The 23,454-nt window shown below is 67.3% G+C and carries 22 protein-coding genes; 11 read left to right on the top strand and 11 right to left on the bottom strand.

All coding sequences use genetic code 11. The annotated features are described in order from the left end of the window. Positions 1–8 precede the first annotated feature (8 nt). On the top strand, positions 9–896 hold the full coding sequence (locus tag RM532_RS02085; RefSeq protein ID WP_311651462.1) for a phosphatase PAP2 family protein: 888 nt from the start codon (positions 9–11) through the stop codon (positions 894–896). On the opposite strand, the gene RM532_RS02080 is transcribed toward RM532_RS02085, so the two are convergent. Genes RM532_RS02080 through RM532_RS02070 form a run of 3 tightly spaced genes read right to left on the bottom strand, consistent with a single transcriptional unit; the run spans position 887 to position 3,721 of the window. Then, positions 887–2,275 (bottom strand): hypothetical protein, encoded by a 1,389-nt coding sequence (locus RM532_RS02080; RefSeq protein WP_311651461.1) that lies wholly within the window; start codon positions 2,273–2,275, stop codon positions 887–889. The two genes, RM532_RS02085 and RM532_RS02080, sit on opposite strands and share 10 nt — an antisense overlap. A 46-nt stretch (positions 2,276–2,321) precedes the next feature. Beyond that, positions 2,322–3,014, bottom strand: a complete 693-nt coding sequence (locus tag RM532_RS02075; protein ID WP_311651460.1) for a glutathione S-transferase N-terminal domain-containing protein — start codon at positions 3,012–3,014, stop codon at positions 2,322–2,324. A gap of 5 nt (positions 3,015–3,019) precedes the next feature. Next, positions 3,020–3,721, bottom strand: coding sequence for a cupin domain-containing protein (locus RM532_RS02070; protein ID WP_311651459.1), 702 nt, complete (start codon positions 3,719–3,721; stop codon positions 3,020–3,022). 280 nt (positions 3,722–4,001) lie between these two features. Here RM532_RS02070 and RM532_RS02065 point away from each other — a divergent pair, with 280 nt between their 5' ends. Beyond that, on the top strand, positions 4,002–4,286 hold the full coding sequence (locus tag RM532_RS02065) for a hypothetical protein (RefSeq protein ID WP_311651458.1): 285 nt from the start codon (positions 4,002–4,004) through the stop codon (positions 4,284–4,286). Positions 4,287–4,437: 151 nt separating this feature from the next. On the opposite strand, the gene RM532_RS02060 is transcribed toward RM532_RS02065, so the two are convergent. The 3 genes from RM532_RS02060 to RM532_RS02050 all read right to left on the bottom strand — a co-directional run bounded on the left by RM532_RS02060 (position 4,438) and on the right by RM532_RS02050 (position 9,269). Then, positions 4,438–5,877: a sigma-54-dependent transcriptional regulator gene (locus tag RM532_RS02060; protein WP_311651457.1), complete on the bottom strand. Its 1,440-nt coding sequence runs from the start codon at positions 5,875–5,877 to the stop codon at positions 4,438–4,440. Then, positions 5,877–7,376 (bottom strand): sensor histidine kinase, encoded by a 1,500-nt coding sequence (locus RM532_RS02055; protein ID WP_311651456.1) that lies wholly within the window; start codon positions 7,374–7,376, stop codon positions 5,877–5,879. Before RM532_RS02055 ends, RM532_RS02060 begins: the two co-directional genes overlap by 1 nt. A gap of 87 nt (positions 7,377–7,463) precedes the next feature. After that, positions 7,464–9,269, bottom strand: a complete 1,806-nt coding sequence (locus tag RM532_RS02050) for a monovalent cation:proton antiporter-2 (CPA2) family protein (RefSeq protein ID WP_311651455.1) — start codon at positions 9,267–9,269, stop codon at positions 7,464–7,466. Between the two features lie 159 nt (positions 9,270–9,428). Between RM532_RS02050 and RM532_RS02045 the strand changes: the two genes are divergently transcribed. The 4 genes from RM532_RS02045 to RM532_RS02030 all read left to right on the top strand — a co-directional run bounded on the left by RM532_RS02045 (position 9,429) and on the right by RM532_RS02030 (position 13,166). Next, positions 9,429–10,250 carry an MBL fold metallo-hydrolase gene (locus tag RM532_RS02045; protein ID WP_311651453.1) on the top strand — a complete coding sequence of 274 codons (822 nt, stop codon included), beginning with the start codon at positions 9,429–9,431 and terminating at the stop codon, positions 10,248–10,250. A gap of 13 nt (positions 10,251–10,263) precedes the next feature. After that, positions 10,264–11,541, top strand: coding sequence for a lactate 2-monooxygenase (locus tag RM532_RS02040; RefSeq protein WP_311651452.1), 1,278 nt, complete (start codon positions 10,264–10,266; stop codon positions 11,539–11,541). A 13-nt stretch (positions 11,542–11,554) separates the two neighbouring features. Further along, positions 11,555–12,034 carry a lactoylglutathione lyase gene (gloA, locus tag RM532_RS02035; protein WP_311651451.1) on the top strand — a complete coding sequence of 160 codons (480 nt, stop codon included), beginning with the start codon at positions 11,555–11,557 and terminating at the stop codon, positions 12,032–12,034. A 169-nt stretch (positions 12,035–12,203) separates the two neighbouring features. Then, entirely contained in the window at positions 12,204–13,166 is a 963-nt protein-coding gene (locus RM532_RS02030; protein ID WP_311651450.1) for an acyl-ACP desaturase, read from the top strand. A 9-nt stretch (positions 13,167–13,175) separates the two neighbouring features. On the opposite strand, the gene RM532_RS02025 is transcribed toward RM532_RS02030, so the two are convergent. Next, complete coding sequence (locus tag RM532_RS02025; protein ID WP_311651449.1) at positions 13,176–14,198, bottom strand: DUF5924 family protein; 1,023 nt, start codon at positions 14,196–14,198, stop codon at positions 13,176–13,178. Positions 14,199–14,286: 88 nt separating this feature from the next. Here RM532_RS02025 and RM532_RS02020 point away from each other — a divergent pair, with 88 nt between their 5' ends. The 4 genes from RM532_RS02020 (at position 14,287) to RM532_RS02005 (ending at position 18,034) form a co-directional block, all read left to right on the top strand. Next, positions 14,287–15,063: an SDR family NAD(P)-dependent oxidoreductase gene (locus RM532_RS02020; protein WP_311651448.1), complete on the top strand. Its 777-nt coding sequence runs from the start codon at positions 14,287–14,289 to the stop codon at positions 15,061–15,063. Positions 15,064–15,094: 31 nt separating this feature from the next. Beyond that, on the top strand, positions 15,095–16,006 hold the full coding sequence (locus RM532_RS02015) for an alpha/beta fold hydrolase (protein ID WP_311651447.1): 912 nt from the start codon (positions 15,095–15,097) through the stop codon (positions 16,004–16,006). A gap of 66 nt (positions 16,007–16,072) precedes the next feature. Beyond that, entirely contained in the window at positions 16,073–17,161 is a 1,089-nt protein-coding gene (locus tag RM532_RS02010; protein ID WP_311651446.1) for a PA0069 family radical SAM protein, read from the top strand. Between the two features lie 66 nt (positions 17,162–17,227). Further along, positions 17,228–18,034 (top strand): acyl-CoA thioesterase, encoded by an 807-nt coding sequence (locus tag RM532_RS02005; protein WP_311651445.1) that lies wholly within the window; start codon positions 17,228–17,230, stop codon positions 18,032–18,034. A gap of 7 nt (positions 18,035–18,041) precedes the next feature. Here the strand turns inward: RM532_RS02005 and RM532_RS02000 are convergent, their stop codons facing one another. Together RM532_RS02000 and RM532_RS01995 are read right to left on the bottom strand one after the other, a co-directional pair. Next, positions 18,042–18,581, bottom strand: a complete 540-nt coding sequence (locus RM532_RS02000; RefSeq protein ID WP_311651444.1) for a DUF2058 domain-containing protein — start codon at positions 18,579–18,581, stop codon at positions 18,042–18,044. 22 nt (positions 18,582–18,603) lie between these two features. Continuing rightward, complete coding sequence (locus tag RM532_RS01995; RefSeq protein WP_311651443.1) at positions 18,604–19,755, bottom strand: CaiB/BaiF CoA transferase family protein; 1,152 nt, start codon at positions 19,753–19,755, stop codon at positions 18,604–18,606. 119 nt (positions 19,756–19,874) lie between these two features. Here RM532_RS01995 and RM532_RS01990 point away from each other — a divergent pair, with 119 nt between their 5' ends. Next, positions 19,875–20,882: a phosphotransferase family protein gene (locus RM532_RS01990; RefSeq protein ID WP_311651442.1), complete on the top strand. Its 1,008-nt coding sequence runs from the start codon at positions 19,875–19,877 to the stop codon at positions 20,880–20,882. 8 nt (positions 20,883–20,890) lie between these two features. On the opposite strand, the gene RM532_RS01985 is transcribed toward RM532_RS01990, so the two are convergent. Both RM532_RS01985 and RM532_RS01980 read right to left on the bottom strand, forming a co-directional pair. Then, positions 20,891–22,450 carry a cation:proton antiporter domain-containing protein gene (locus tag RM532_RS01985; protein WP_349255250.1) on the bottom strand — a complete coding sequence of 520 codons (1,560 nt, stop codon included), beginning with the start codon at positions 22,448–22,450 and terminating at the stop codon, positions 20,891–20,893. 12 nt (positions 22,451–22,462) lie between these two features. Further along, on the bottom strand, positions 22,463–23,407 hold the full coding sequence (locus RM532_RS01980; protein ID WP_311651440.1) for an alpha/beta fold hydrolase: 945 nt from the start codon (positions 23,405–23,407) through the stop codon (positions 22,463–22,465). Positions 23,408–23,454: the final 47 nt, after the last annotated feature.

Below are 23,454 nucleotides of genomic sequence, written 5' to 3'. Positions count from 1 at the left end.
CTTCCCGCATGGATGCCGACTCGATCTCTCCGCTGTCGCTTTGGTTGCTGCTGCCGGTGCTGATCGCGGTAGTCGCTATCGGCCGCTGGCTGGCCTGGCCCCTGTGGCGACTGGTCCTGATCTGGATTCCCGAATTTTGGCACCTGCTTTTGCAGGTTCCTTTGCCGGACACACTGTCCTGGCGTATCGGCCGCCGCTGGCCCCGCTTCACCGCCTGGATCACGGGCCGCGTCGACCCGAACCGCTTCGCCGGTTTGCCACTGACTCTGATCGTGCTGCTGGCGCTGTACCTCGTTTCCCTGGCCGCGGGCGTGCTCGAGGCAGTGCTGGAGAACGAGGAACTGGTGGCGCTGGATAGTCACATCAATCAGGCACTGACGGTGATGCGCGACGATCGGTTCGTGCATCTGTTCCACTGGATCAGCGGCATGGGTCACACCAACACCCTGGCCATCGTGCTGACCGTGGCCATACTGCTGCTCTGGGCACAGGGCCGGCTGGCCGATCTGTACGGGCTGATCCTGGCCGCCGGCGCTTCGTCGACAGTGACGTGGATCGGCAAGTATGTGATCGACCGCGAGCGCCCCGCCTCGCTGACCTTCGCCGAAGCCCTGTCGCCCTCGTTTCCCAGCGGCCACGCCACCGGTTCGATGGCCGTCTACGGGTTCATCACCTTCGTCGTGGCCCGGCAACTGCTCGGGCCACGCCAACAGTTCGAGGTGGTCTACTGGGGCCTAACGCTGGTCGGCCTGATCGCCTTCAGCCGTATGGTGCTCAGCCTGCACTATTTCAGCGACGTCGCTGCAGGCCTGCTGATCGGCGCCTTCGGCGTGGTGGCCGGCATCGCGCTGGCCGAGTACCGGCGCGAGCGCGATGCCGAACCGGCTCAGCCCTGATTGCGCAGTTTGGCCTCCTCGGCCGCCACCTTTTCCTCCATTGCCTCGGCGTCACTGCCGCCGATCAGCACCAGCGTCGCCACCAGCCCCAGCAACAGCGCAACCCAGGCCGGGAACACGGCAATGGCCACGGCGGTGAGCAGCACCACCCCGCGCTCGGTGGGGTGCGTGCACATGGCCATGGCCACGTAGGCGCAGGCAAACCCGGTCAGCAGCAGCGTCAGGCACAGGGCGATACCCAGCAACGGCTGCAGACCGGTCAGCAGCGGCAGCAGGAAGAATATGAACGGCAGGCCCATGAAGTAGTACGACGCGGTGCCGCTGTACAGCGAATTCATGCCCGACCGGTCCTCGCGCCAGCGCTGGACGATGATCACCTGCACACCGGTCCAGAGGCTGCCCTGGGTGGGGAAGAACGGCGCGAAAATTCCCATCAGCCCATTGCGGATGCCCAGCGACAGATGGGTACGACTGGTGTCGATGCGGATGGGGTCGTCGCGGCGGTCGTCCTCCGCCTGGTGGATGATCTCGTTGCCGGTCACCAGATCACCGAACAGCAGAATATAGGTGATCAGTGACAGCGGCGCGGCAGCCACGAACATGTCCCAGCTGGGCCAGCCGATAACGAACGGCGAGGCCTTGGCAAACGCTTCGTTGACCGGCGGTAGCAGAATCCCCCACTGGATGTCGTAGCTGACCTCGCCCACCAGCGGCCCGACCGCAGCAGCCACCAGGAAGCCCGGCAACAGACCGAGACTGGCCAGCCGCGCGAGCATCGGTGAACGCAGTTTCAGCGACCGGAACGGGATGGAGAACATGAAGATCAGGCACACCGCACAGGCCAGGGTGATGCTGATCGGCTGAGCCAGCAGGTAGTCGTCGACATCGTCCACGAACACCCGTTTGAAAGCCGCAATGGCAGCACCGAGGATAATGGCCGCTTTCAGCGGATTGGGCAGCCAGGCCATGAAGCGTTTCCCCAGCCCGGTAAAACCCAGAAAGGCCAGCATGGCGGTGAGCACCAGCGTGAGCGCGGTCATCGCCTGGAAGCGCTCCACCGGGGTGTCGTAACCCCCGAGCACGAAGGTCAGGACCAGCGGCAACGCCGGCGTCACCCAGCCGGGGGCGTAGGGTTCGCCGAAAGCGATGGGCGCGATGGCGATCAGAAACATATGCACCAGCGACATCGCCACGGCCTGCTCGAAGCTCAAGCCGAAGTGCCCGGTCATGATCGGCACCAGCGCCAGCCCGGTGGCCGACGCCAGGGCCACGCCCTGCAGGAATTCCGGCCAGTAAAGCCTGGTGTGGTAGAAGGGCAGCCGAAAGGTAAACGGCCCCCAGCGCCAGCCGGGCAGTTCCGCCGCTCGTTCGTTATCCATCATCTCCCCCTTGTCGTTATCTGGTGCCGGCGGCAGGCCACCGGGATCAACGTCGCTGATACTGCGTGTCGCCGAACAGCTGCTCCTTGGCCTGATCACTGAGCGGCGTCGCATTCTTGTATTCCGCCAGCACGGCAAGGCCACGATCCACCGCGGGACGCGCGCGGATAGCCTGGTACCAGCGGTTCAGGTTCGGATAATCGCACAGGTCGGCGCCGAAGCGGCGGGCCGAGCGCACCCAGGGAAAAGTAGCCATATCCGCCAGCCCGTAGTCGCCGGCCAGATAGTCCGTCTCGCCCAGACGCCGGTCCATCACGCCCAGCAGCCGACCCATCTCGCGGGTATAGCGATCGACGGCGTAATCGATCCGGCGCGGCGCGTACTGGGTGAAGTGGCCGACCTGGCCGAACATCGGCCCCACGTTGCCCATCTGGAACATCAGCCATTCCTGCATCGCCACCCGGGCGCGCGGTTCGGCTGGCAGGAAGCAGCCGGTCTTTTCGGCCAGGTAGAGCATGATCGCGCCCGACTCGAATACCGACAGCGGCTGGCCATCCGGTCCGTCGTGATCAACGATCGCGGGGATGCGGTTATTGGGCGAGATGCGCAGGAAGTCGGGTTCGAACTGCTCACCCTGCTGGATGTTCACCGCATGGGCCGTGTAATCCAGCCCCAATTCCTCCAGCAGGATATGAACCTTGTAGCCGTTGGGCGTAACCCAGGTGTAGAGATCAATCATCGCTGTCAGCGCCCCGGATCATGCTGCAACCGGGCCACACCGCCGGTCTTGATGTAGACCAGGCAGCCCTGCGGACTCACCGGCCGATGGGTGCCGCCCGGCGGCAGGCGCAGCCAGGTGTGCAGCCCGTAGTTGCCCTGTTCATCGCCGAAACCGCCCTCCAGCACGAACAGTTCCGCCCCGTCCGGGAACACCCGCGCCGGCAGCTCGGTGCCGGCGGCCCAGCGCTCCAGCCGGGTTTCATCGGGAAAGCGGGCATCGGCATACAGCGGCTTCACCATCACGCCGGGCGTGCCGCTGTCAGCCCAGCCCATGGCCTCGGTATCCCGGGTGACGTAGCTGCGGCCTTCGCCGCCGTACTGGCGCAGCTTAACCAGCAGCAGGCAGCCGTCCTCCGACCAGGGCGCGTGCTCGAAACCCTCCGGGTGCAGCAGATAGCTTCCCGGCCCGGACACCGCCCGCTGGTCGCAGAAGTGACCCTCGATCACGAAGATCTCTTCGCCGTCCGGATGCGGATGGGAATGGAATGACGCCCCCGGCGCGTAGCGCACCAGCGAGGTCACCTCGCCGGCCTCGGCCGGCCCCACCCGGTGCAGTCGCTTGCGCCAGACCTGCCCGCCGGGGGCCTCGGTCCATTCCAGGTCTCGCGTATCCACCACGATGCGACGGCTCATGTCCCCGTTCAGGGGCGCGTCGGACGCCTCCATGAATAATTTCCGGCTGGATATTGACGCGCCCGAGTCTAGCCCGAATAAACCCGAAGGGCGACGGGACTGAAACGGCCTGCACAAGCGACAGCAACACCCGCGAAGCCGCGCGGGGACACCGGCCGGGCACGGCACATGTGCCGGCGGGACACACGGACATTCAATTTATGACTTCATAAGTTGTTGTTTTTATTAACCTGCTGGTTGGCATGGCGTTTGCCCATGGGTAATCGGGTGCGGTGATACCGCCCTGAAACTTGCAACCGAACGGAGTTTGATAATGCGCAACCTGAAGACCAGCCGCAGCATCGCCCCCGCTCTCCTGGTGGCCTTCGGCATGGCCGGGGCCGGTCCGGCCATGGCCGAGAAGAACTGGAAAGAGGACCAGGGCAGCAACGCGCCCAAGAAGGAACAGAGCGCGGACCAGTACGGCGGCCAGGGCACCAGCGGTCAGCCGCAACCGGGCGCCGACCGGCAGGGCGGCGATGCCGGCTACGGCAAGGAAGCCGAGGGCCGGCAACAGCAGAAGCAGCAGCAGTCCGCCGGCGAAAGCGGCAGCTGGTAACGCTCTCCCGACGCCCGCCGGTGGCCAACGCACAGCCGGCGGGCCTGATCTCCTCGCGTGCGTTCCCCCGGTGCGTCCTCTCCCTACGCACCGGCCCCCCGCCCGCCCGGCAACCCCGGGCGGGTTTTTTTGATTCATCAGAGCCGTGCGATCAGCGTTCTGCGCTGCTGGCAGCAGGCTCGTCCCGGCCGAGCTCACTCGCCGTCGCCAGACCTTCTCGTTCCAGCCAGCGGTACAAAGTACGCCGGCCGATGCCTAGCATCGCCGCCGCCCGACGCTTGTTGCCGCCGACCTGATCCAGAACGTGGCGAAGATAACGCCGCTGGATATCCTCCAGCGTCGGCAGCACCGGGCCGTCCGCCAGCCGTGCCAGCAGCGCGGGCGCTGACGGATCGTCCTGATCACGGGGCTGATGGTTGCGCAGCCGCACGGGCAGATGCTCCCGGTCGATAACCTCGCCGCGGCAGAAGGTGACGGCCCGCTGCACGACGTTGAACAGCTCCCGCACGTTGCCGGGCCAGTCATAGTCGTGCAGCACCTGCACCGCGGCGTCGGCAAATCCCTGCACGCGCCGGTCCTGCGCGGCGCAACAGCGCTGAAGAAAGTGGGCGGCCAGCAGATCGAGGTCCTCGCCCCGCTCGCGCAGGGGCGGCACTTCCAGGGTCAGGCTTTCCAGGCGGTAGAACAGGTCCTCGCGGAAATCGCCGGCGGCGATGCGCGCGGCCAGATCGCGATGGGTGGCGGCAATCACCCGCACGTTCACGGCGCGCTCACGGTTGGCGCCCACCGGCCGGATATGACCGTTCTCCATCACCCGCAGCAGCTTGGCCTGCATGGCCATGGGCAGTTCGCCGATCTCGTCGAGCAGGAGGCTGCCGCCGTCCGCCTCCTCGAACAGACCCTTGCGCGTCCGGGAGGCGCCGGTAAAGGCCCCGGCCTCGTGCCCGAAGAATTCGGACTCGAACAGGTCCGGCGGAATCCCGGCACAGTTGACCGCGGCGAACGGCCCCTTCGCCATCGGGCTCTCCGCGTGAATGGCGCGGGCCACCTGCTCCTTGCCGGTCCCGGACTCGCCCAGCACCAGCACCGGCCCCTGGGCCGGTGCCACCAGACGGATCTGATCGAACAGCTCGCGCATGGGGCGGCTGGTTCCGCGCATGCCGTGAAAGTCGCCGTCATCGACCAGGCTTTCCAGCCGCGCGACCTGCCGCCGCAGGCGCCGCATCTCCAGCACCCGCGCCACCACCACCAGCAGATGGTCGATGTCAAGCGGCTTGGTCAGGAAGTCATCGGCGCCCGCCTTGACCGCCTGCATTGCCTGGGCAATGGTGCCGAAGGCGGTGATCATCACGAAACCCGGACGCTCGTGCAGCCCAGCCATCTGCTCCAGCAGCGCCATGCCGTCACCGCCCGGCAGGCGGAGGTCGCTGATCACGAGATCCGCGCCGGCCTCGCGGACCCGGGTCAGCGCCGACTCCGCATTGTCGGCCACGCCGACCGTGTAGCCGGTCTCGCCCAGTTCCTCGGCCAGCAGTTCGCGCAGCCCCTGGTCGTCCTCGACCACCAGAATCCGTTCGTCACCATCCGGCATTACGGGTTGTCCTCCGTGTCATGGCGCCGGCTGGCGCGGGGCAGTTCCAACAGGAAACAGGCGCCGCCGAGCGCCGCATCGCGGGAGACGGTGATCCGGGCGCCGTGCTCATCGGCCACGCCCCGCGCCACCGACAATCCCAGGCCGGTGCCTTCGCCCACCTTCTTGGTGGTGAAGAAGGGCTCGAAGACATGGGCCGCCTGTTCCGCCGGGATGCCCGGGCCGGTGTCCGCCACCCGTACCGACACCGTCGTCGGTGTGGCGTCCAGCGTCAGCCGGACCATGCCCCTGGCGGCCGCCTGCACGCCGTTTCGCAGCAGATTGCTGATGGCCTGTTCCAGCCGCAGGGGATCGCCTTCGGCGGCGAAATCATCACCCTCGGTCACGTAGTCCAGCGCCACCCCATGCTCGTCGGCCACGTCCTGAACACCCCCGAACGCACTGCGGGCAATGCGATCGATATCGACGCGCCGATGCTCCGTTTGCCGACCGCGACCGAAGTCCAGCAGCTGACCGACGATGCGGGTCATGCGGCGGACTTCCCCACGGATGGTAGCCAGGTCGCCGGCATGGCGATCGTCGGCGCCGCGCTCGATGCGCCGCGCCCGACCATCCACCACCGACAGCGGCGTACCCAGCTCGTGGGCGATGCCGGTGGACAGGCGGCCCACGGCGGCCATCTTCTCGGTCTCGCGCAGACGCTCGGTCAGCGCCCGTTCGGCACGCTCGCGCCGGACCAGCTCGACCCGGGCCCGCTCGATGCCGTCGAGCATGTCGTTATAGGCGGTGCCCAGGGTGGCCAGTTCCCGGGGGCCGCTGACCTGCGCCCGGTGTCCCAATTCGCCACGCTTGACCCGGTCCATGCTGGCAACCAGCCGGCGCAGCGGGCGACCGATGGCACGGTGATGACTGACCAGAATCAGCCCGACCATCAGCACCACGATCACCGTGAATGCCGCCATGGCCCGCCAACGCAGATCACGCATGTAGTTGGTGAAATCGCTGAAACGGCGGGTGACCTGCAGCAGCCCGGCCCGGCTGTCATCCGGGCCCAGCAGCGGAATATAGAAGGCGTAGGTGCGCATCCCGTCGATCCACGCATAGCTGCCGCCGCCGGCACGCGGATTGTCACCAGCGTGTTCATCCAGTACCGCTTCGATGTCGATGCGCTCGCTCTCGTCGAGCCCGGCCATCCCGGCGGCGGCCACCTGCCGGCCCTCGCGGTCGTAGACGTGGGCGCCGTACACGCGACCGATCTCGAACACCGACTCCAGCGCGGTCATCAGGCTCACCGGCTCGTCCACCCGCAGGCTGTAACTCACGGGCATGCGGATGGCCCGGGCCACCAGCCCGACATCCTCCTTCATGCGCTGTTCGATAAGCCGCTCGCCGGCGAGCATCGCCCCGGAAAAGATCAGCACCACGGCACCCAGTACCGGCAGTACCACCTGCGCCAGGAAAACCGCCCGCAGACCGGGCCGTCGCAGAAGCGAAAACATGGACCAGACCGCACGCCACTCCGGACGTGCTCCTTGTGACTCCCGCTGTTGGGCGCCCCGGGCCCGACAAGGTTCCGTGACGCCGGATCAACGCCCCTCGTCGGCGGCATCTCCAGCGGTTCCGCGGCTGTCGCGCTCGAACAGCTCCTCCAGCTCGGCCATCGCCTCCTCACGCATCTGAACCAGTTTCGCCGTGTCCTCGGACGAAGCCGCCTGCTCGTCGAGCAACTCCTCGTCATACTGCCGGAACAGGCTGGCAGCGCGCACCGCCTCGCTGCGGCTGGCGCCCAGTGCCTGCAGGGTCTCGCCGCCCATCTCCAGCGACGACAGGAATTTCTCCCGCAGGATCACCGACACACCGAGCTTTTTCAGCGCGAACACATGCTGCCGGTTGCGCGCCGCCGCGATGATCTTGAGGTGCGGAAAATGCTCGAGCACCGCCTCGGCCGTGCGCACCGAGGCTTCCGGATCGCCAATCGCCAGCACGAACACCCGTGCCTCGTCGGCCCCGGCATGGCGCAGCAGATCGATACGGGAGGCGTCGCCGTAGTAGATCTTGTCGCCGAACCGGCGCACGAAATCGACAGTATCGGGATTGATTTCCAGCGCAGTGAAGGCCACACCCTTGGCGGTGAGAAGTCGGGCGACGATCTGCGCCACGCGCCCGAAGCCGGCGATGATCACCGGATGCTCGTATTCATCCGGCGTGTCGAAGGATCGCGTGTCGCCACCGGCCGGCTGCAGACGACGATTGAGCCAGGCCGCGCCACCTGCCAGCAGCGGAGTGGCCGCCATCGACAACGTGACCACCGCCACAACCATATCGCTGTCGGTCTGTTCGAACACGCCGGCGGCCACCGCCGCAGCCAGGATCACGAACGCGAATTCCCCTCCCTGCGGCAGCACCGCCGCAAGATTGCGGGCGGCCGCGGCATCCAGCCCGTGACGCCGACCCAGGATATAGAGCACCAGGCCCTTGATGGTCAGCAGGGCCAGCGTCAGCAACACCAGCCGCAACGGTTCGGACAGCAGCAGGCCCAGATTCAGTGACATCCCCACCGCAATGAAGAACAGACCCAGGAGCAGGTCCTTGAACGGGTCGATGTTGGTTTCCAGTTCCGGCCGGTATTCCGAATCCGCCAGCAGCACGCCCGCCACGAATGCGCCGAGTGCCACCGACACGTCCACCTGCTCCATGATCACCGCGGTGCCGATGACCACCAGCAGCGCCCAGGCGGTGAAGATTTCCGGCATGCGCGTGGCCGCCACGATGCGGAAGACCGGCCGCAGCAGATAGTGACCGCCGATCACCATGCCGCCCAGCACCGCCGCCACTTTCGCCGTGTCCAGCAGAGCACCGCCCAGACTCATGGCCTCGCCGCCGACTGCCAGCAGGGGCAGCAGCGCCAGGATGGGGATCACCGCCAGATCCTGGAACAGCAGGATGCCGAAGGCGGATCGCCCGTGGCGGGCGGTGAGTTCGCCGCGCTCGGCCAGCAACTGCAGCCCGAAGGCGGTGGAAGACAGGGCAAGCGCTGCCCCGGCGACCACCGCCGCGGCCGGCGGCATGCCCAGCGCCAGCGCCGCGGCCCCCAGCAGCAGACCGCTGATCAGCACCTGCATCCCGCCCAGACCGACAATCGTCTTGCGCAATGCCCAGAGCCGGCGCGGCTGCATTTCCAGTCCGATCACGAACAGCAACAGCACCACGCCGAACTCGGCGATGTGCAGCACATCCTCGACTTCCGCGATCGCCCCCAGCCCCCAAGGGCCGATCACCGCGCCGGCGATCAGGTAACCGAGGATCGAGCCCAGCTTCAGCCGCTGCGCCAACGGCACCGCAACCACCGCAGCGGTCAGGAAGATCGCGATCGGCTGCAGCCATTCACTCATATCGTAAAATCCACCCTGAACCTTGCCGCATCAGTTCCGTGGCGACACCGTGTTTTGCGCAACACTCGCGCCACGATCGTCATATTACGTCAACTACCACCATCCTCCACCGAGGCCGCGGCGCTTGCGCAAACCCGGCGCGATGACGATGATGCCGGCATGAAAATTCATCATCTGAATTGCGGCTCCATGCATCCGCCGCTCGGCAACCTGTTTCGCAGCCCCGGCGCCCCGACGGCAATGGCCCCACTGGTGTGCCACATCCTGCTGGTGGAAGCCGAGGCCGGCCTGGTGCTGGTAGAAAGCGGTTTCGGCCTGGCCGATATCGCGCAGCCCGGCAAGCGACTGGGCCGGCCCTTCATGACCATGACCGGCCCGGCACTGCAACGCACGGAAACGGCCCATGAGCAGATCCGGGCGCTGGGCTTCGATCCCGCCGATGTACGCCACATCCTGCTGACCCATCTGGATATCGACCACGCCGGCGGCATTTCCGATTTCCCCGAGGCCCGCGTGCACGTACTGGCCGACGAGTACGAAGCCACCCTGGCCGGCAAGAGCCTGCTGGAGAAGACGCGCTACCGCGACGCGCAATGGGCGCACGGCCCCGACTGGGCCTTGCACCAACCCGACGGCGAACCCTGGCAGGGCTTCGCGGCGGTGCGCGACCTGCCCGGTCTGCCGCCGGAGATCCTGATGATCCCACTGGCCGGCCACACCCGGGGGCACGCCGGCATTGCGGTGCAGGGTGACGACGGCTGGCTGCTGCATGCCGGCGATGCCTTCTTCAATCACGGTCAGATGGCCGATCACGCCAGCTGTCCGGTGGCGTTGCGCGCCTTTCAGCGGATGGTCTGCGAGGACCGTCCCCGCTGCCGGGACAATATCGAGCGGCTGCGTGGCCTGGCCCTGGACGAAAACGCCGGGGTGCGCGTGTTCTGCGCCCATGACCCCTGGGATCTCGATCAAATAACCAGCTGAACGGCGAAGCATTATGGACCGAACCAGTCGACTCACCGGCCCGGTCGAACGCCAGCGCGCGATCTACATGGGTGGTCTGGCAGGACGCCGGCCGACCGTGCCGGTGGGCATGGCCGACCTGGAAGCCGCAGCCGCCCGCTGCATGAGCGCGGAAGGCTATGCCTACATCGCCGGTGGCGCGGGGCGCGAGGACACCATGGCCCGCAACCTGTCGGCGTTCGGCCACTGGCAGATCAAGCCGCGCATGCTGTTCGACGTGGCGGAACAGGACACCTCGGTGGAACTGTTCGGGCGGCGGCTGCCCACACCGTTCCTGCTGTGCCCGATCGGGGTGCTGGAAATGGCACATCCGGAGGCCGACGTGGCAGTGGCCCGCGCGGCGGCGGATACCGGCATGCCCTACATCTTTTCCAGCCAGGCCAGCCGCACGATGGAAGACTGCGCCGCCGCCATGGGCGACGCGCCGCGCTGGTTCCAGCTCTACTGGAGCAAGTCGGACGAGATGGTAGAAAGCTTCGTATCCCGCGCCGAGGCCTGCGGCTGCGAGGCGATCGTGGTCACCCTGGACACGACGCTGCTGGGCTGGCGCACCCGCGATCTCGAACTGGCCCATCTGCCCTTCCTGCACGGCAAGGGCATTGCCCAGTACACCTCAGACCCGGTGTTCCGGCGCCAGCTGGCGGAACCGTTGCCCGGCCCCGACGCCAAACAGCCGCTCAACCGGCACACCCTGCGGGTGCTGATGCAGGTGCTGCGAAAGTGGCCCGACGGTATGCTCGACGGCCTGCGCTCCGGCCAGGCCCTGGCTGCGGTACGGCGCTTCATTGCCACCTACTCGCGGCCGACGCTAACCTGGGACGACCTCGCATTCCTGCGCGAACGCACCAAGCTGCCTATTCTGCTGAAGGGCATTCTCGATCCGGAGGACGCCCGCAAGTCGCTGGACTATGGCGTTGACGGTCTGCTGGTATCCAACCATGGGGGCCGTCAGGTGGACGGCTCGGTAGCCACCATCGAGCAACTGCCCGGCATCGTGACCGCGGTGGACGGCCGCATGCCGGTAATCATGGACTCCGGCATCCGCGGCGGCGCGGACGCCTTCAAGGCACTGGCGCTGGGCGCCACGGCCGTGGGCATCGGCCGACCCTACTGTTATGGTCTGGCCATCGCGGGAGAGGCTGGCGTGCGCGAGGTGCTGGCCAACTTTCACGCCGACTTCCAGCTCACCATGGCCCTGGCCGGATGCCGCAGCATCGCCGAGATCGATCGCGACCGGATCACCGGCCCCTGACAGGAGACACCCGATGGCCCAAACCGACGGCTTCACCTTCAATCACACCATGCTGCGCATCAAGGACCCGGCAAAATCGCTAGCCTTCTACCGGGATGTGCTGGGCATGACGCTGCTGCACCAGGCGGACTTTGAGGGCGCCGCATTCAGCCTGTACTTCCTAGCCAGGCTGCAACCCGGCGAAACGCCCCCGGAAGATGCAACCGAGCGGGCCCGCTGGACCTTCGCTCAGCGCGGCGTGCTGGAACTGACCCACAACTGGGGCACCGAGGCAGACCCGGACGTGGCCTACCACGACGGCAACAGCGAACCCCAGGGGTACGGCCACATCGCCTTCGACGTGCCCGACCTGGATGCCGCGGTAGCCTGGTTCGACGCCAACAACGTGACCTTCCAGAAGCGACCCGAGGACGGGCGGATGAATCACATCGCCTTCATTCGGGACCCGGACGGCTACTGGATCGAGATCCTGTCGTCCTCCCGGATGGCGTAGGGAGCAGTCAAGGCACTGTCACGACAGCGAACGCCCGGAATGGTAATCTTGCGGGTATCCGTCAGATTCTGCGGAATGACGGCGCCCGACGCCGGCTACCGCGAGTTGTGACAACCAACCAGACCTGTGCGCCTGGAAGGAGATACCCATCGCCACGTCCGCTGCCAATATGAATTCGATCAATGCCAAGTCCGAGGCACTGGCCGCCATCGAGCCGCTGGTGGGTGAGCTCATGGAGCGTCACATCAGCGAACGCCGCCTGTGGTGGCCCAGCGATTTCCTGCCCGCCAGCGAACAGATGACCGACGAGCAGGCCCGTGACATGGCCGCCCTGCCCGATCGCGCCCGCGGGATTCCCGACGAAGTGCGGGTGGCGCTGGCCCTGAACCTGCTCACCGAGGAAGGCCTGCCGCATTTCCATCGGCTGGTAGCTGTGTACCTGGGCGAGGACAACGCCTGGTCACGCTGGAACTACCTGTGGACGGCGGAAGAAGACCGCCACGGCTGCGTGCTGCACGACTACGTGCGTGACGCCCGCATCCTGGACATGCGCCCCTTCGAGAAGCTGCAGTACCAGTACATTGAGGCCGGTTTCGATCCAGAATGGAATGGCGACCCCTACCAGCTGCTGGCCTATACCAGCCTGCAGGAACGCGCCACCCAGGCCGCCCACGCCAATACCGCCCGCATCGCCGGGCAGTACGAACCGGTGATCCAGCGCCTGCTGGCGCACGTGGCCAGCGACGAGGCGCGGCATTTCCGCTTCTACCGCGATGTGTTCCGCGGCCTGCTGGAAATCGACTCCACCCGCGCCCTGGAAGCCGCGCTCAAGGTGCTGCCGCGGCTGTCCATGCCCGGCCACACCATCGACGGCTATGCCGAGATGGCGGATGTGGTGCGGCGTGCCGGCATCTACGGCCCGGGCGATTACCGCAGGCTGGTGGAGGAATGTCTCGAAGCCTGGGGTATTGCCGAGCTCGAGCCCGACGACGGCGCCGGGCGCGAAGCCCAGGACAAGCTGATGGCCCTGCCGGCCCGGCTGGACAAGCTGGCGGAACTGCTGGAAAAGCGCACCAAGTCCAAGACCTTCAGCTTCCAGGTGGTCTACCACCGGGCGATGGAACTGGGCTGACCCGAGGCCTCAGACCACTCGGAACCGGATCACGCCGATAAGCTGACCATCGTCGGTGCGTACCACCACCCGCCAGTCACCGCACGGGTGAGGCGGGAACTCGGTCTTGTGGCTCCAGGCCCGGTAACCCTGTTGGCGTCCGCCGACGATCTCGATCTCGATGCGGTCGACCACCCGCCCCTCGTGCTGCCATTCGTGGATCACCGGCTGATGCAGCCCGCGCGGCGCGCGAATGGCGGTGAACGCGTACAGCCCCTCGCTCAACCGGTCGACGTTGATCAGCGGCCGGTGTTCCCCGTGTATCCGCTCATGTTCGGTCACCCGGAAGGTAATGGCCGCGTCGGTGACCCGCAGAGTGGCTGGCGGTATCCAGTTGCGGGTGGACCAGGCGAATCCGCCCAGGGCCAGCGTGAGTAATCCCATGGTCAGCCAGCGCCGCGTGCGGCGTACGTCGAGCACGCCGGCCACCCCCGGCAGGGCGAAAACCATCATCGCCACCGTGGCCAGGCTCAGGCTTTCGCCGGTGGTCAACTGCAGCATGATGGGCAGCGCCGTGAGCAGGGCCACGAACAGGGTGAAGGCATGAAAGCCGAGGAACAGCCAGCGCCGGGAGGCGATCACGCCCAGGTAGATCGGGTCCACGATCGAGGCTACCGCCGCCAGCATCAGCGTGCCGGTGAACAGCACCTGACCACTGGCCCAGGTGGTGGTCGCGAGGAAGAACGGCAGAGTGAAGAACAGCGTTTCCTGATGCAGCGACTGGGCCGCCAGGCGAGTGGCGGCCTCCGACCAGTTCGGCCGCAACCAGCGCGACAGCAGCCGGCCGAACAACCCCTCGCCGATCAGCCAGATCCAGCCCAGCAGCAGAAAGGCCGTCAGCCACTGGGCCAACTGGGCCTGGCGTTCCACCAGAAAGAAGCTGGCCAGACCCGCAGCAAAGCTGGCCACCGGCAGCAAACGCCGGTAACGCAGGGCATGCCGCCAGATGACACGCAACACGCGCAGCAGGGATTGATGACGATGAACTTGCAACGACACAGACCGCAGAAGGACGTCGACGTGACGCCGGATCACACTCTACGCCAGCCCAAGGTCACCGACACCAGCCACAGGACGATGCATGATGGCGCTTGATCAGCTCCCCGACAATGCGCAGGTTCTGGTGCAGGGCGCCGCCCGCGGGCTCGGCCGGGCGCTGGCCGAGCAATTGCTGCGGGAATCACGGGTGGCGACGCTGATCGCCACCAGTCGGGATGCCGATAGCCCCGGGCTGGCCGAACTGGCCCGCACCGGCGGGAAACGCGTATTGCCGCTGGCGCTGGACATCACCGGCGAAGCCGGCATCCGCCAGGCAATGGGACGCGTTGCCGAACAGGTGCCGGCACTGGATCTGGTGATCGTCTGCGCCGGTCTGCTGCATGACCGGAACATCGGCATGCATCCGGAAAAGCGGCTCGCCGACATCACGCCCGAGCGGCTGGCCGCCGGCTTCGCGGTCAACGCTTTCGGACCCATCCTGCTGCTCAAGCATGCCCAGCTACTGCTCAACCACGGGCGGCGAGCGGTGTTCGCCAGCCTGTCCGCCCGTGTCGGTTCGATTGCCGACAACCATCTTGGCGGCTGGTACACCTACCGCGCCGCCAAGGCCGCCCAGAACCAGTTCACCCGCACCGCGGCGATCGAGATGCGCCGCCGCAACCGTGAATCCATCGTCGTCGGCCTGCATCCGGGTACCACCGACACCGACCTCTCCCGCCCATTCCAGCGCAACGTGCCGGACCACAAGTTGTTCACACCGGCCTTCGCCGCCACACGCCTGCTGGAGGTCATCAACAACCTTACCCCCGAGGACTCGGGCGGCCTGTTTGCCTGGGACGGGGAACGCATCCCGTATTGAGCCGACCCGGATGCCGGCGTAGCATCACCGCATGCTGACCTACCCCAAGAAACCGACCCGCCGCTTCCGCGCCGAAGCTGACACGACGACGCCGGGCACCCTCGAGCGGCAGTTTGCCGACCTCGACATGGGCCGCGTGGCCTACCTGCGGTACGGCCCGGCCGATGGCAAGGCGCCGCCACTGCTGCTGGTCCACGGCATTCCCACCTCCTGCCGTTTGTGGGAACCGCTGCTCGGCGCGCTGGGGGAACAATTCGACTGCATCGTCCCGGACCTGCTCGGGCTGGGCGAGTCGACGCCGTCTGCCGGGGCGGACCTGTCCAGCCCCGGCCAGGCCGACATGCTGGCAGCTCTGCTGGACGAACTCGGCATCGACACCTGCCGCGCGGTCTTCCACGACCAGGGCGGCGCCCACGGCGGCCAGATGCTCAAGCGCCACGGCGAACGCATCGACGCCGTGGTGCTCACCGATGTGGTCTGCTTCGACAACTGGCCGGTGCCGATCATCGACGGACTGATGGCGATGGGCCGGGCGATCAAGCCGCTGGCTGCCGCCCGCATCCCGCAGGTGCTGATGCGGTTGTTCCCCTGGCCCCAGACCACCTTCCGGCGGCGTATCCCCGAGGTCTTCCTGCGGGACTGGCACGCGGCACTGAACGAGGGTGGCGAGCGGCTCGACCACTGGATTGCGTACACCACCGCCCAGACCAACCACTGGACCCAGGATGCCGTGGCTACGCTGAAAGCCTGGGATAAGCCCGCCCACGTGATCTGGGCGGCCGAGGACCGTTTCCTGCTGGCCTCCTGGGCGGTGGAACTGGCGCAGGCCATCCCCGGTGCGGACAACAACCCGGAAATGCTGCCCTTCGCCGGCCACTTCTGGCAGACCGAAGTCCCGCAGACCGGCGCGGCGGCCATCCTGCGGTTCTTCGACCGCGCGTGAGCTGAAACCGCTGATCGGCCGCCAGGAAAACTGGCGCTGATAACTGTATTAATTTACAGTTATTGGGTGAGCAAGCCGGGTAAATCAGGCGCCGTGAAGGGCCGCGGGGCGGTCGGCAACCAGGCCGGCCGCTTCGCCCGTGACGAACGCGAGGCGATCGACGACGGCTGGCCGGGTGACGACGAGGATACCGAGGCATCAGCCCCCGCCACGGTGGTTCGACCCGACCCGGCTCGCCGCCTGATCAGCCGCAACCAGTCACCGGACATCCCGTTCGATGCATCAATCAATCCGTATCGTGGCTGCGAGCATGGGTGTCCATTCTGTTTTGCCCGCCCCAGCCACAGCTATCTCGATCTGTCGCCGGGCCTGGATTTCGAGACCCGGATTTTCTACAAGGACAATGCTGCGGCCATTCTAGAAGCCGAGTTGCGCAAGCCGGGTTACCGGCCCACGCCGATTTCCCTGGGCATCAACACCGACGCTTACCAGCCGGTGGAACGCCGGCTGCGGGTGACCCGGGACATCCTGGAGGTGCTGCAGGCCTATCGGCATCCGGTGAGCCTGATCACCAAGAGCCGGCTCATTCTGCGGGATCTGGATATTCTCGAGGCAATGGGGGCCGAGAACCTGGTATCCGTGGCCATCACGCTGACCACGCTCGACTCCGGGCTCAAGCGCATTCTCGAGCCACGCACCGCGTCCCCGGCGGCGCGGCTGGATACGATCCGGCAGCTCAGTACCGCTCGAGTGCCTACCGCGGTGATGGCCGCCCCAGTGATCCCGGCCATCACCGACCACGAGATGGAGGCGGTGCTGCGCGCCGCCGCCGAGCATGGTGCCCACGGCGCCGGCTACGTGCTGTTGCGGCTGCCCTGGGAGGTCAAGCAGATATTCCGGGACTGGCTGGCCGCCCATTTCCCCGACCGTGCGGCCCATGTCATGAGCCTGATCCAGCAGTCGCGCGGCGGCCGAGACTACGACGCCGCCTGGGGTCAGCGCTTGACCGGTACCGGCAAGTTCGCCGAACTGATCGCCCAGCGTTTCACCCTCGCCTGTCGGAAGCACGGCCTCAACCGCGGTGCGCGCCCGGCCCTGTCGACCAAGCACTTTCGCCTGCCGCCACGCACGGGGGATCAGCTTTCGCTGCTGTGATCCCGGCAGGCATGGTAGATTTCTCGGGCCTACCGCGGCGCCCCGACCCCATCAACTCCGGCCATCATGACCTTTCGATTCGATGACGACCTTGCGCTCGAACGCCTCGACGCGCATGCCTTTCGCGCCAGCATCAGCCAAAACTGGAACATTGGCGACATCCCCAACGGCGGTTACCTGATGGCCGTAGCCGCGCAGGCGCTGAGTCAGGCCCTGCCCCACCCCGACCCGTTCTCGATCACGGCGCATTTCTTCCGGCCGGTGGCCTGCCGCGAGGTAGACATACGCGTCACCCCGCTGAAGTCGGGCAAGAAACTGACCTATGCCGACGCTACCCTGCATCAGGACGGCCAGGACTGCCTGCGGGTGACCGCCGCCTTCGGCGACCTGGACCGCCGCGACGGTCTCGACCACATCGCCGGCAGTCCGCCGCGCGTACCCCGGCTGGAGGACTGCGTGCACGCCGATATCGGCTTCCGCATCTTCAAGAATCTGGATATCCGGCTGGCCCCGGAGACGGCCGCCTGGCTACATGGTCAGTACGACGACACCTGCGAACTGACCGGCTGGGTCTCGTTCGCCGACTACCGCGAACCCGACGTGCTGTCGCTGACGCTATTCGCCGACGCGTTCCCGCCGCCGGTGCTCCGGCAGATCGGGCCGGTCGGCTGGGTGCCGACCATCGAGATGACCACCCACATCCGGCAACGGCCGGCCCCCGGCCCGCTGCGCTGCCGCTTCGTCACCCGCTTCATTTCAGGCGGCTATGCCGAGGAAGACGGGGAAATCTGGGATGCCGAGGACCAGCTGGTGGCCCGCTCGCGCCAGCTGGCGTTGGTGCGCTTGCCCAACGGGCGGAACAAGCCAGCCTGAACCGGCCTCACCACATCAGATCATCCGGCACCGGGTAGTCGGCATAGGGATCGTCGGGATCGGGCGTCTCGTCAGCCGCCGTCACCAGCCAGACCTGCTCCGGGATTTTCTCCATCAACCGCCGACCCACGGCGGCGGGCACGATGGCAGACTGCTCCCGATGGCGAACAATCGCCAGCCTGCCAGCCGCCAGATCGCGCTGCTGTGACTGATTCACCGCCATGCGCCGAATGCGATTGCCCAGATTGTAGTTGTATGCGACGTCGCCGTCGGCTTCGATTCGATTGCGCTCGATGATCTGCCCGATGGCATGGTCCTGCTCCTGCGCCTCGTGGCGCGCCTTCCGTTCGGCGTTGAGCTGCCGGTCGCGCTCGCGTTTGGCGGCCTCCGCCGCGGCAATCTCGGTCTGCAGCGAGGCATTGCCCGCCGACGAATTGCCCTTGCGGGCAGCCGCCTGCTCCTGCGCCTTCTCACGGCGCGCCTTCTTTGCCTGCTTAGGCTTGACCGCGCCGGCCTTCAGAAGCTGATCCTGTAGTGACTGACTCATCGCTGCTGCCTCCGAGTTGCGGTCATGATGCCTGCGCCGCCTCGAGCAGCGCATCCACGGCCCGCAGACGGTCGATCTCGGCATCCTCGAAGCCGGCCGCGCGCAGCACCGCGACGCCGTCCGCGCCCGGCCGGTGCTGCCCGTGGCGAACCTCGCCCGGGGTCCGCGACAAGCGTGGCGCGGGCGCCGGCTGGGTCCAGCCGTCGACCTCCATGAACGTGCCGCGGGCGGCGTTGTGAGGATGCCGGGCCGCTTCGTCCATGGCCAGCACCGGCGCGAAGCAGGCGTCGGTACCCTCCAGGATGGTGCACCACTCATCGCGCGTGCGGGTCAGGAAGACCTCGGCCAGCGCGGCCCGCATGTCCGGCCAGGCGGCCGTGTCCATCTGTTTGCCGAAACGCTCGGGATCAAGCTCGGCGCGCTCGACCAGCTCGGCGTAGAACTGCGGCTCGAGTGCACCGAGTGCCACATAGCCGCCGTCGGCGGTCTCGTAGACCTGGTAGAACGGCGCCCCGCCGTCCAACAGGTTGGCGCCCCGCTTGCGGGGGTTCCACAGGCTGGCCGCCATCATGCCCATCTGCATCCAGAGCTGTTGCGCGGTTCCATCCACCATGGCGGCGTCCACCACCTGGCCCTCGCCGGAACGGGCCGCCTCGAACAGGGCGCAGACCACGCCGAAGGCCAGCAGCATGCCGCCGCCGCCCATGTCGCCGACCAGATTCAGCGGAATGACCGGCTTTCCCCCGGGCTCGCCGATCGCATGCAGGGCGCCGGACAGAGCGATGTAGTTGATGTCGTGGCCGGCGGCATGGGCCAACGGGCCATCCTGGCCCCAGCCGGTCATGCGGCCGTAGACCAGCCGGGGGTTGCGGTCACGGCAAACCTCCGGCCCCACGCCCAGACGCTCCGCCACCCCGGGCCGGAAGCCTTCGATCAGCGCGTCGGCGTCATCAATCAGCCGCAGCAGGGCGGCCAGCCCGGCGTCGGTCTTGAGATTCAGGGCGATTGACTGCTTGCCGCGCAGGCTGGCGTCGTGACTCTGCCCGGGTGCCTGCCGTGTGCCGCGCTCCACCCGGATCACCCGGGCACCCATGTCGGCCAGCATCATGCAAGCCATCGGCGCCGGCCCCAGTCCGGCCAGTTCGATCACCGTGGTCCCCTCGAGTGGGCCCATGTTGTTCTCCTTTCCGACGCGCCACAAAGGCCCGCGAGCATTCCCGCCGGCCGTCGGGCTGTCAAGGCCGGCGGACTCGGGCAGGATGACGCTCGTCATTCCGCCACCTGACCACCCCGATGATGGACCTCGACTGGCTGCAGCAGGAACTGGCCGGCTTCATCCGGCAGCAACTGGACAAGCACGCGCAGATACGTGACCTGCGCGCCGCGGACGGCCATGCCGGCCTGACCTTCCTGTTCGACGTCGAACAGGACAGCGACCGGCAGGGCTACGTGCTGCGCCTGCCGCCGCCTGGCGTCAAACGCCGGGGCAATACCGACGTCTATCGCCAGGCCTCTTTGCTGCGCGCATTGCATGCGGAGGGCCTGCCCGTGCCGGCCGTGCCGTGGGCGCAGGCCGACGAGGACTGGTTCGGCCTGCCCTTCCTGATCATGGAAAGACTGCCAGGGAACAACCTCCTGGTCTGGGACCCGGATCCGACCTTCGATCGTAGCGTCGACGCCATGCGCCCCCTCTACCGTGAGGCCGCCGCCACCCTCGCCCGGCTGCATGCCTTCGACTGCCAGCGTCACCTGCCGGACTGGGATGCGTCGCGCTCGCTGGCCACGGAAATCGCCTTCTGGGAACCGATCTATCAGAAGGCGCCGGAAGCGGCCTGGGCGCAGGCCGCGGCCCGCGTGCAGCATCTGCTTGCCGACAGCGTGCCGGCAACCGTCCCGGTCGGGCTGGTTCACGGGGACTACCAGCCCGGCAACATCCTGTTCGACCAAGGCCGCGTCAGCGGCGTGATCGACTGGGAACTGGCCCACATCGGCGCCCAGCCGCTGGACCTGGGCTGGATGCTGATGATTGCCGACCCGGCCATGTGGCATCCCGATTTCGGTGCGGTCTGCCCGCCCCCGGCCGAGGACATCCGCGAGGCCTACGAGACCGCCCGCGGCGAACCAGTACCCGATGCCCCCTGGTTCGAGGCGCTGGCGGCCTACCGGTTCGCGTCCATCGCCTGTCTGAACGTTCGGCTGCACCGCAAGGGCCAGCGGGTGGACCCGCTGTGGGAACAGATGGCCCTGTGCGTGCCGGGCATGTTCGAACGGGCCCGCGAGATTCTGGAAACCGGCGCCTGATCCCGCCTTCAGGCCAGCTTGTCAGCCTCGAGCGCCATCCAGGCATGGCCGGCCAGCCCCACCCCGGCCTCGGCCATGGTCTGGTAGGCCTGATCAGCCCCGGCCGCGCGAATGGCCTCCGCCTCGTCGGGATAGAAGGCGTGGGCAATGATCAGACCGCCGAACCCGGCCAGCCGCAGCTGGCGGGTGGCGAACAGACTGGCCTCGCGCGAGCCGGTGGCCAGGATCACCGCGCGGATGTGCGACAGGTCCGCCCCGTGCCAGAAGGTGGAGTCCTCGACATCCGCGTATACCACCCGGCGGCCGGTGCCCCGGTGGGCGGCGACCTTGCCGGGGTCGGCGTCGATTCCGATGACCCGGGCACCGCGTTCGGTCAGCGCGTCGTACGCCGAGGTGCCCGTCCGTCCCATGCCCAGCACCATGGCACTGGCATGACCCAGGGTGGTGGGCTGTTCGTCGGGATGATGCCGGGCGCTGCCTTCCAGCCGATTGAGCCGGGTTTCCAGCCGCTCGAACAGCGGATGCGCCATTCGGTTGAAAGGCGCCGCCACCACGAAGGACAGCGCCACCGCCAGGGCCAGCGGCACCAGCCATTCGGGAATCAGCCCGGCGGCGACAATCAGGCCGAACTCGCTGTAGCAGGTCAGCGTCGCCCCGGCGAGAAACGCGTTGCGCGCCCGCAGCCGGAACAGCAGCAGCACCGCAAAGAACAGCCCCGCCTTCACCGGCAGCAGCAGCACCAGCGTGGTGGCGAAGGCCACCTCCGACCAGTCCGGCAGGCCGGACATGCCGATCTGCAGGAAGAAGCCCACCAGAAAGACTTCCTTGAGGCTCCACAGCGCCCTGGACAGTTCCTGCGCCCGGGGATGGCCGGCCAGCAGCATACCCATCACCAGCGCCCCCAGTTCGGGGCTCAGGCCCAGCTGTTCGAAACCCACGCCTCCCACCACCAGCGCCAGCAGCAGACCCATCAGCACCAGCAGTTCGTCGTGGCCCATCCAGTCCAGCAGGCGCATCAGTGCCGGCCGCAGCAGCGGCAGCAACAGCACCACCGGGGCCCAGACCGATGGGCTGTGATCGCCGAACACGCTGAGCACGCCGAGGGCAATCAGGTCCTGCACGATCAGAATGCCGATGGCCACCCGGCCGTGGAAGGCACGCAGTTCGTGCTTGGCCTCCAGGAACTTGGCGGCCAGCACGGTGCTGGAGAACGCCAGCGCCATGCCCAGCAGCATCGCCGTGCGGGCATCCAGGTCCAGCACCAGGTAAAGCCCCGGGGCGAACAGCAGACAGGACACCGCGAAATGCAGCAGGGCCCCGCCCACCACCGGCGGCTGCAACAAACTGCGCATGTGCAGCTTGAGCCCGAGTGTGAACAGCAGCAGCAACACGCCCAGATGGCTGAGATGCGACAGCACCGCCCCGGCCTCCTCGGGCAGGTGCAGGGTGTCGCTCAGGGCGTTGATGGCAAAGCCGGCGGCGAGAAACCCGACCAGCGGCGGCAACCCGATCAGGCGGACCAGCAGACCCAGCAGAAAGGCGACGCTGATGCAGACGACCTCGAACAGCATGGCACTGGGTCAGGCAGCAGCGAGGCCGGCGCCGGAGGCATGGTCGGCAATGCCCGTGGCCAGTTCCTCGTGCAGGGGCGGCGGCAGGTCGTGGCCCATCCCCGGCACCACCCACAGGCGGGCATCCGGAATGCAGGCGGCCGTGTGCCGGCCGTGGGCCAGCGGCACCAGCGGATCGGCATCGCCGTGAATCACCAGACTGGGCACGCGGATGCGGCGCAGCAGGGATTCACGACTGCCGGAGGCCAGAATCGCGAGCAGCTGACGCGCGGTGCCGGCCGGGTGGTAGCTGCGGTCCAGCCCGCGGCCAATCAGCTCGGCCCACTGCTCGCGGCTGTTCTGCATGCCGGGACTGCCGATCATGCGCATGGTGGTGGTCAGATGCTCGATGATCACAGCGCGGTCGTTCGAGACCGGTCGCGAGCCCATGCGCATCATCACCCTGAGCCGCCCCCGGGGGAGACTGCGGGCGCCTGAAGTGGACATGATCGAGGTCAGGCTGCGAACCCGATCCGGATAATCGGCGGCCACCATCTGGGCGATCATGCCGCCCATGGAGGCACCCACCAGATGGGCCGGTGCCAGATCCAGCGCGTCGATCAGCCCCGCCGTGTCGGCGGCCATGTCGGCCAGGGTGTAGGGCGCCTGCACCGGCAAGCCGAAGCTCGAGCGCAGGAAGGCCATGCGCACATCGGTCTGGTTACCCCGCCGCGTCCACTTGTCGGACAGGCCGATATCGCGGTTGTCGAAGCGGATTACCCGATACCCGGCCGCCGCCAGGGCGTCGCAGAACGGCTCCGGCCAGCCCAGCAGCTGGGTGCCCAGCCCCATGATCAGCAGCACCGGCTCGCCGGACCGCGGGCCGCGTTCCTCCCAGGCCAGCTGCCAGCCATTGGCTTCAACATGGCCGCTGCGGATGCCGGTCGCGGCCGGGCTCGACGCGTTTTCGCTCATCGGGCAATGTTCCCCCATCGGTTTTGTCTCAGGATACCGTGACCGGC

Origin of the sequence: Spectribacter hydrogenoxidans (assembly GCF_031846275.1) — a bacterium.
Taxonomy (GTDB): domain Bacteria; phylum Pseudomonadota; class Gammaproteobacteria; order Nevskiales; family Salinisphaeraceae; genus Spectribacter; species Spectribacter hydrogenoxidans.
Note: the sequence above shows the minus strand (reverse complement) of the source record. Positions and strands in the feature narration are given on the sequence as shown.

Bases quoted from the DNA above. Each gene is read 5' to 3' on its own strand.
- RM532_RS02085 (WP_311651462.1), top strand. From the start codon at position 9: ATGGATGCCGACTCGATCTCTCCGCTGTCGCTTTGGTTGCTGCTGCCG.
- RM532_RS02080 (WP_311651461.1), bottom strand. From the start codon at position 2,275: ATGGATAACGAACGAGCGGCGGAACTGCCCGGCTGGCGCTGGGGGCCG.
- RM532_RS02075 (WP_311651460.1), bottom strand. From the start codon at position 3,014: ATGATTGATCTCTACACCTGGGTTACGCCCAACGGCTACAAGGTTCAT.
- RM532_RS02070 (WP_311651459.1), bottom strand. From the start codon at position 3,721: ATGGAGGCGTCCGACGCGCCCCTGAACGGGGACATGAGCCGTCGCATC.
- RM532_RS02065 (WP_311651458.1), top strand. From the start codon at position 4,002: ATGCGCAACCTGAAGACCAGCCGCAGCATCGCCCCCGCTCTCCTGGTG.
- RM532_RS02060 (WP_311651457.1), bottom strand. From the start codon at position 5,877: ATGCCGGATGGTGACGAACGGATTCTGGTGGTCGAGGACGACCAGGGG.
- RM532_RS02055 (WP_311651456.1), bottom strand. From the start codon at position 7,376: ATGTTTTCGCTTCTGCGACGGCCCGGTCTGCGGGCGGTTTTCCTGGCG.
- RM532_RS02050 (WP_311651455.1), bottom strand. From the start codon at position 9,269: ATGAGTGAATGGCTGCAGCCGATCGCGATCTTCCTGACCGCTGCGGTG.
- RM532_RS02045 (WP_311651453.1), top strand. From the start codon at position 9,429: ATGAAAATTCATCATCTGAATTGCGGCTCCATGCATCCGCCGCTCGGC.
- RM532_RS02040 (WP_311651452.1), top strand. From the start codon at position 10,264: ATGGACCGAACCAGTCGACTCACCGGCCCGGTCGAACGCCAGCGCGCG.
- gloA (WP_311651451.1), top strand. From the start codon at position 11,555: ATGGCCCAAACCGACGGCTTCACCTTCAATCACACCATGCTGCGCATC.
- RM532_RS02030 (WP_311651450.1), top strand. From the start codon at position 12,204: ATGAATTCGATCAATGCCAAGTCCGAGGCACTGGCCGCCATCGAGCCG.
- RM532_RS02020 (WP_311651448.1), top strand. From the start codon at position 14,287: ATGATGGCGCTTGATCAGCTCCCCGACAATGCGCAGGTTCTGGTGCAG.
- RM532_RS02015 (WP_311651447.1), top strand. From the start codon at position 15,095: ATGCTGACCTACCCCAAGAAACCGACCCGCCGCTTCCGCGCCGAAGCT.
- RM532_RS02005 (WP_311651445.1), top strand. From the start codon at position 17,228: ATGACCTTTCGATTCGATGACGACCTTGCGCTCGAACGCCTCGACGCG.
- RM532_RS02000 (WP_311651444.1), bottom strand. From the start codon at position 18,581: ATGAGTCAGTCACTACAGGATCAGCTTCTGAAGGCCGGCGCGGTCAAG.
- RM532_RS01995 (WP_311651443.1), bottom strand. From the start codon at position 19,755: ATGGGCCCACTCGAGGGGACCACGGTGATCGAACTGGCCGGACTGGGG.
- RM532_RS01990 (WP_311651442.1), top strand. From the start codon at position 19,875: ATGATGGACCTCGACTGGCTGCAGCAGGAACTGGCCGGCTTCATCCGG.
- RM532_RS01980 (WP_311651440.1), bottom strand. From the start codon at position 23,407: ATGAGCGAAAACGCGTCGAGCCCGGCCGCGACCGGCATCCGCAGCGGC.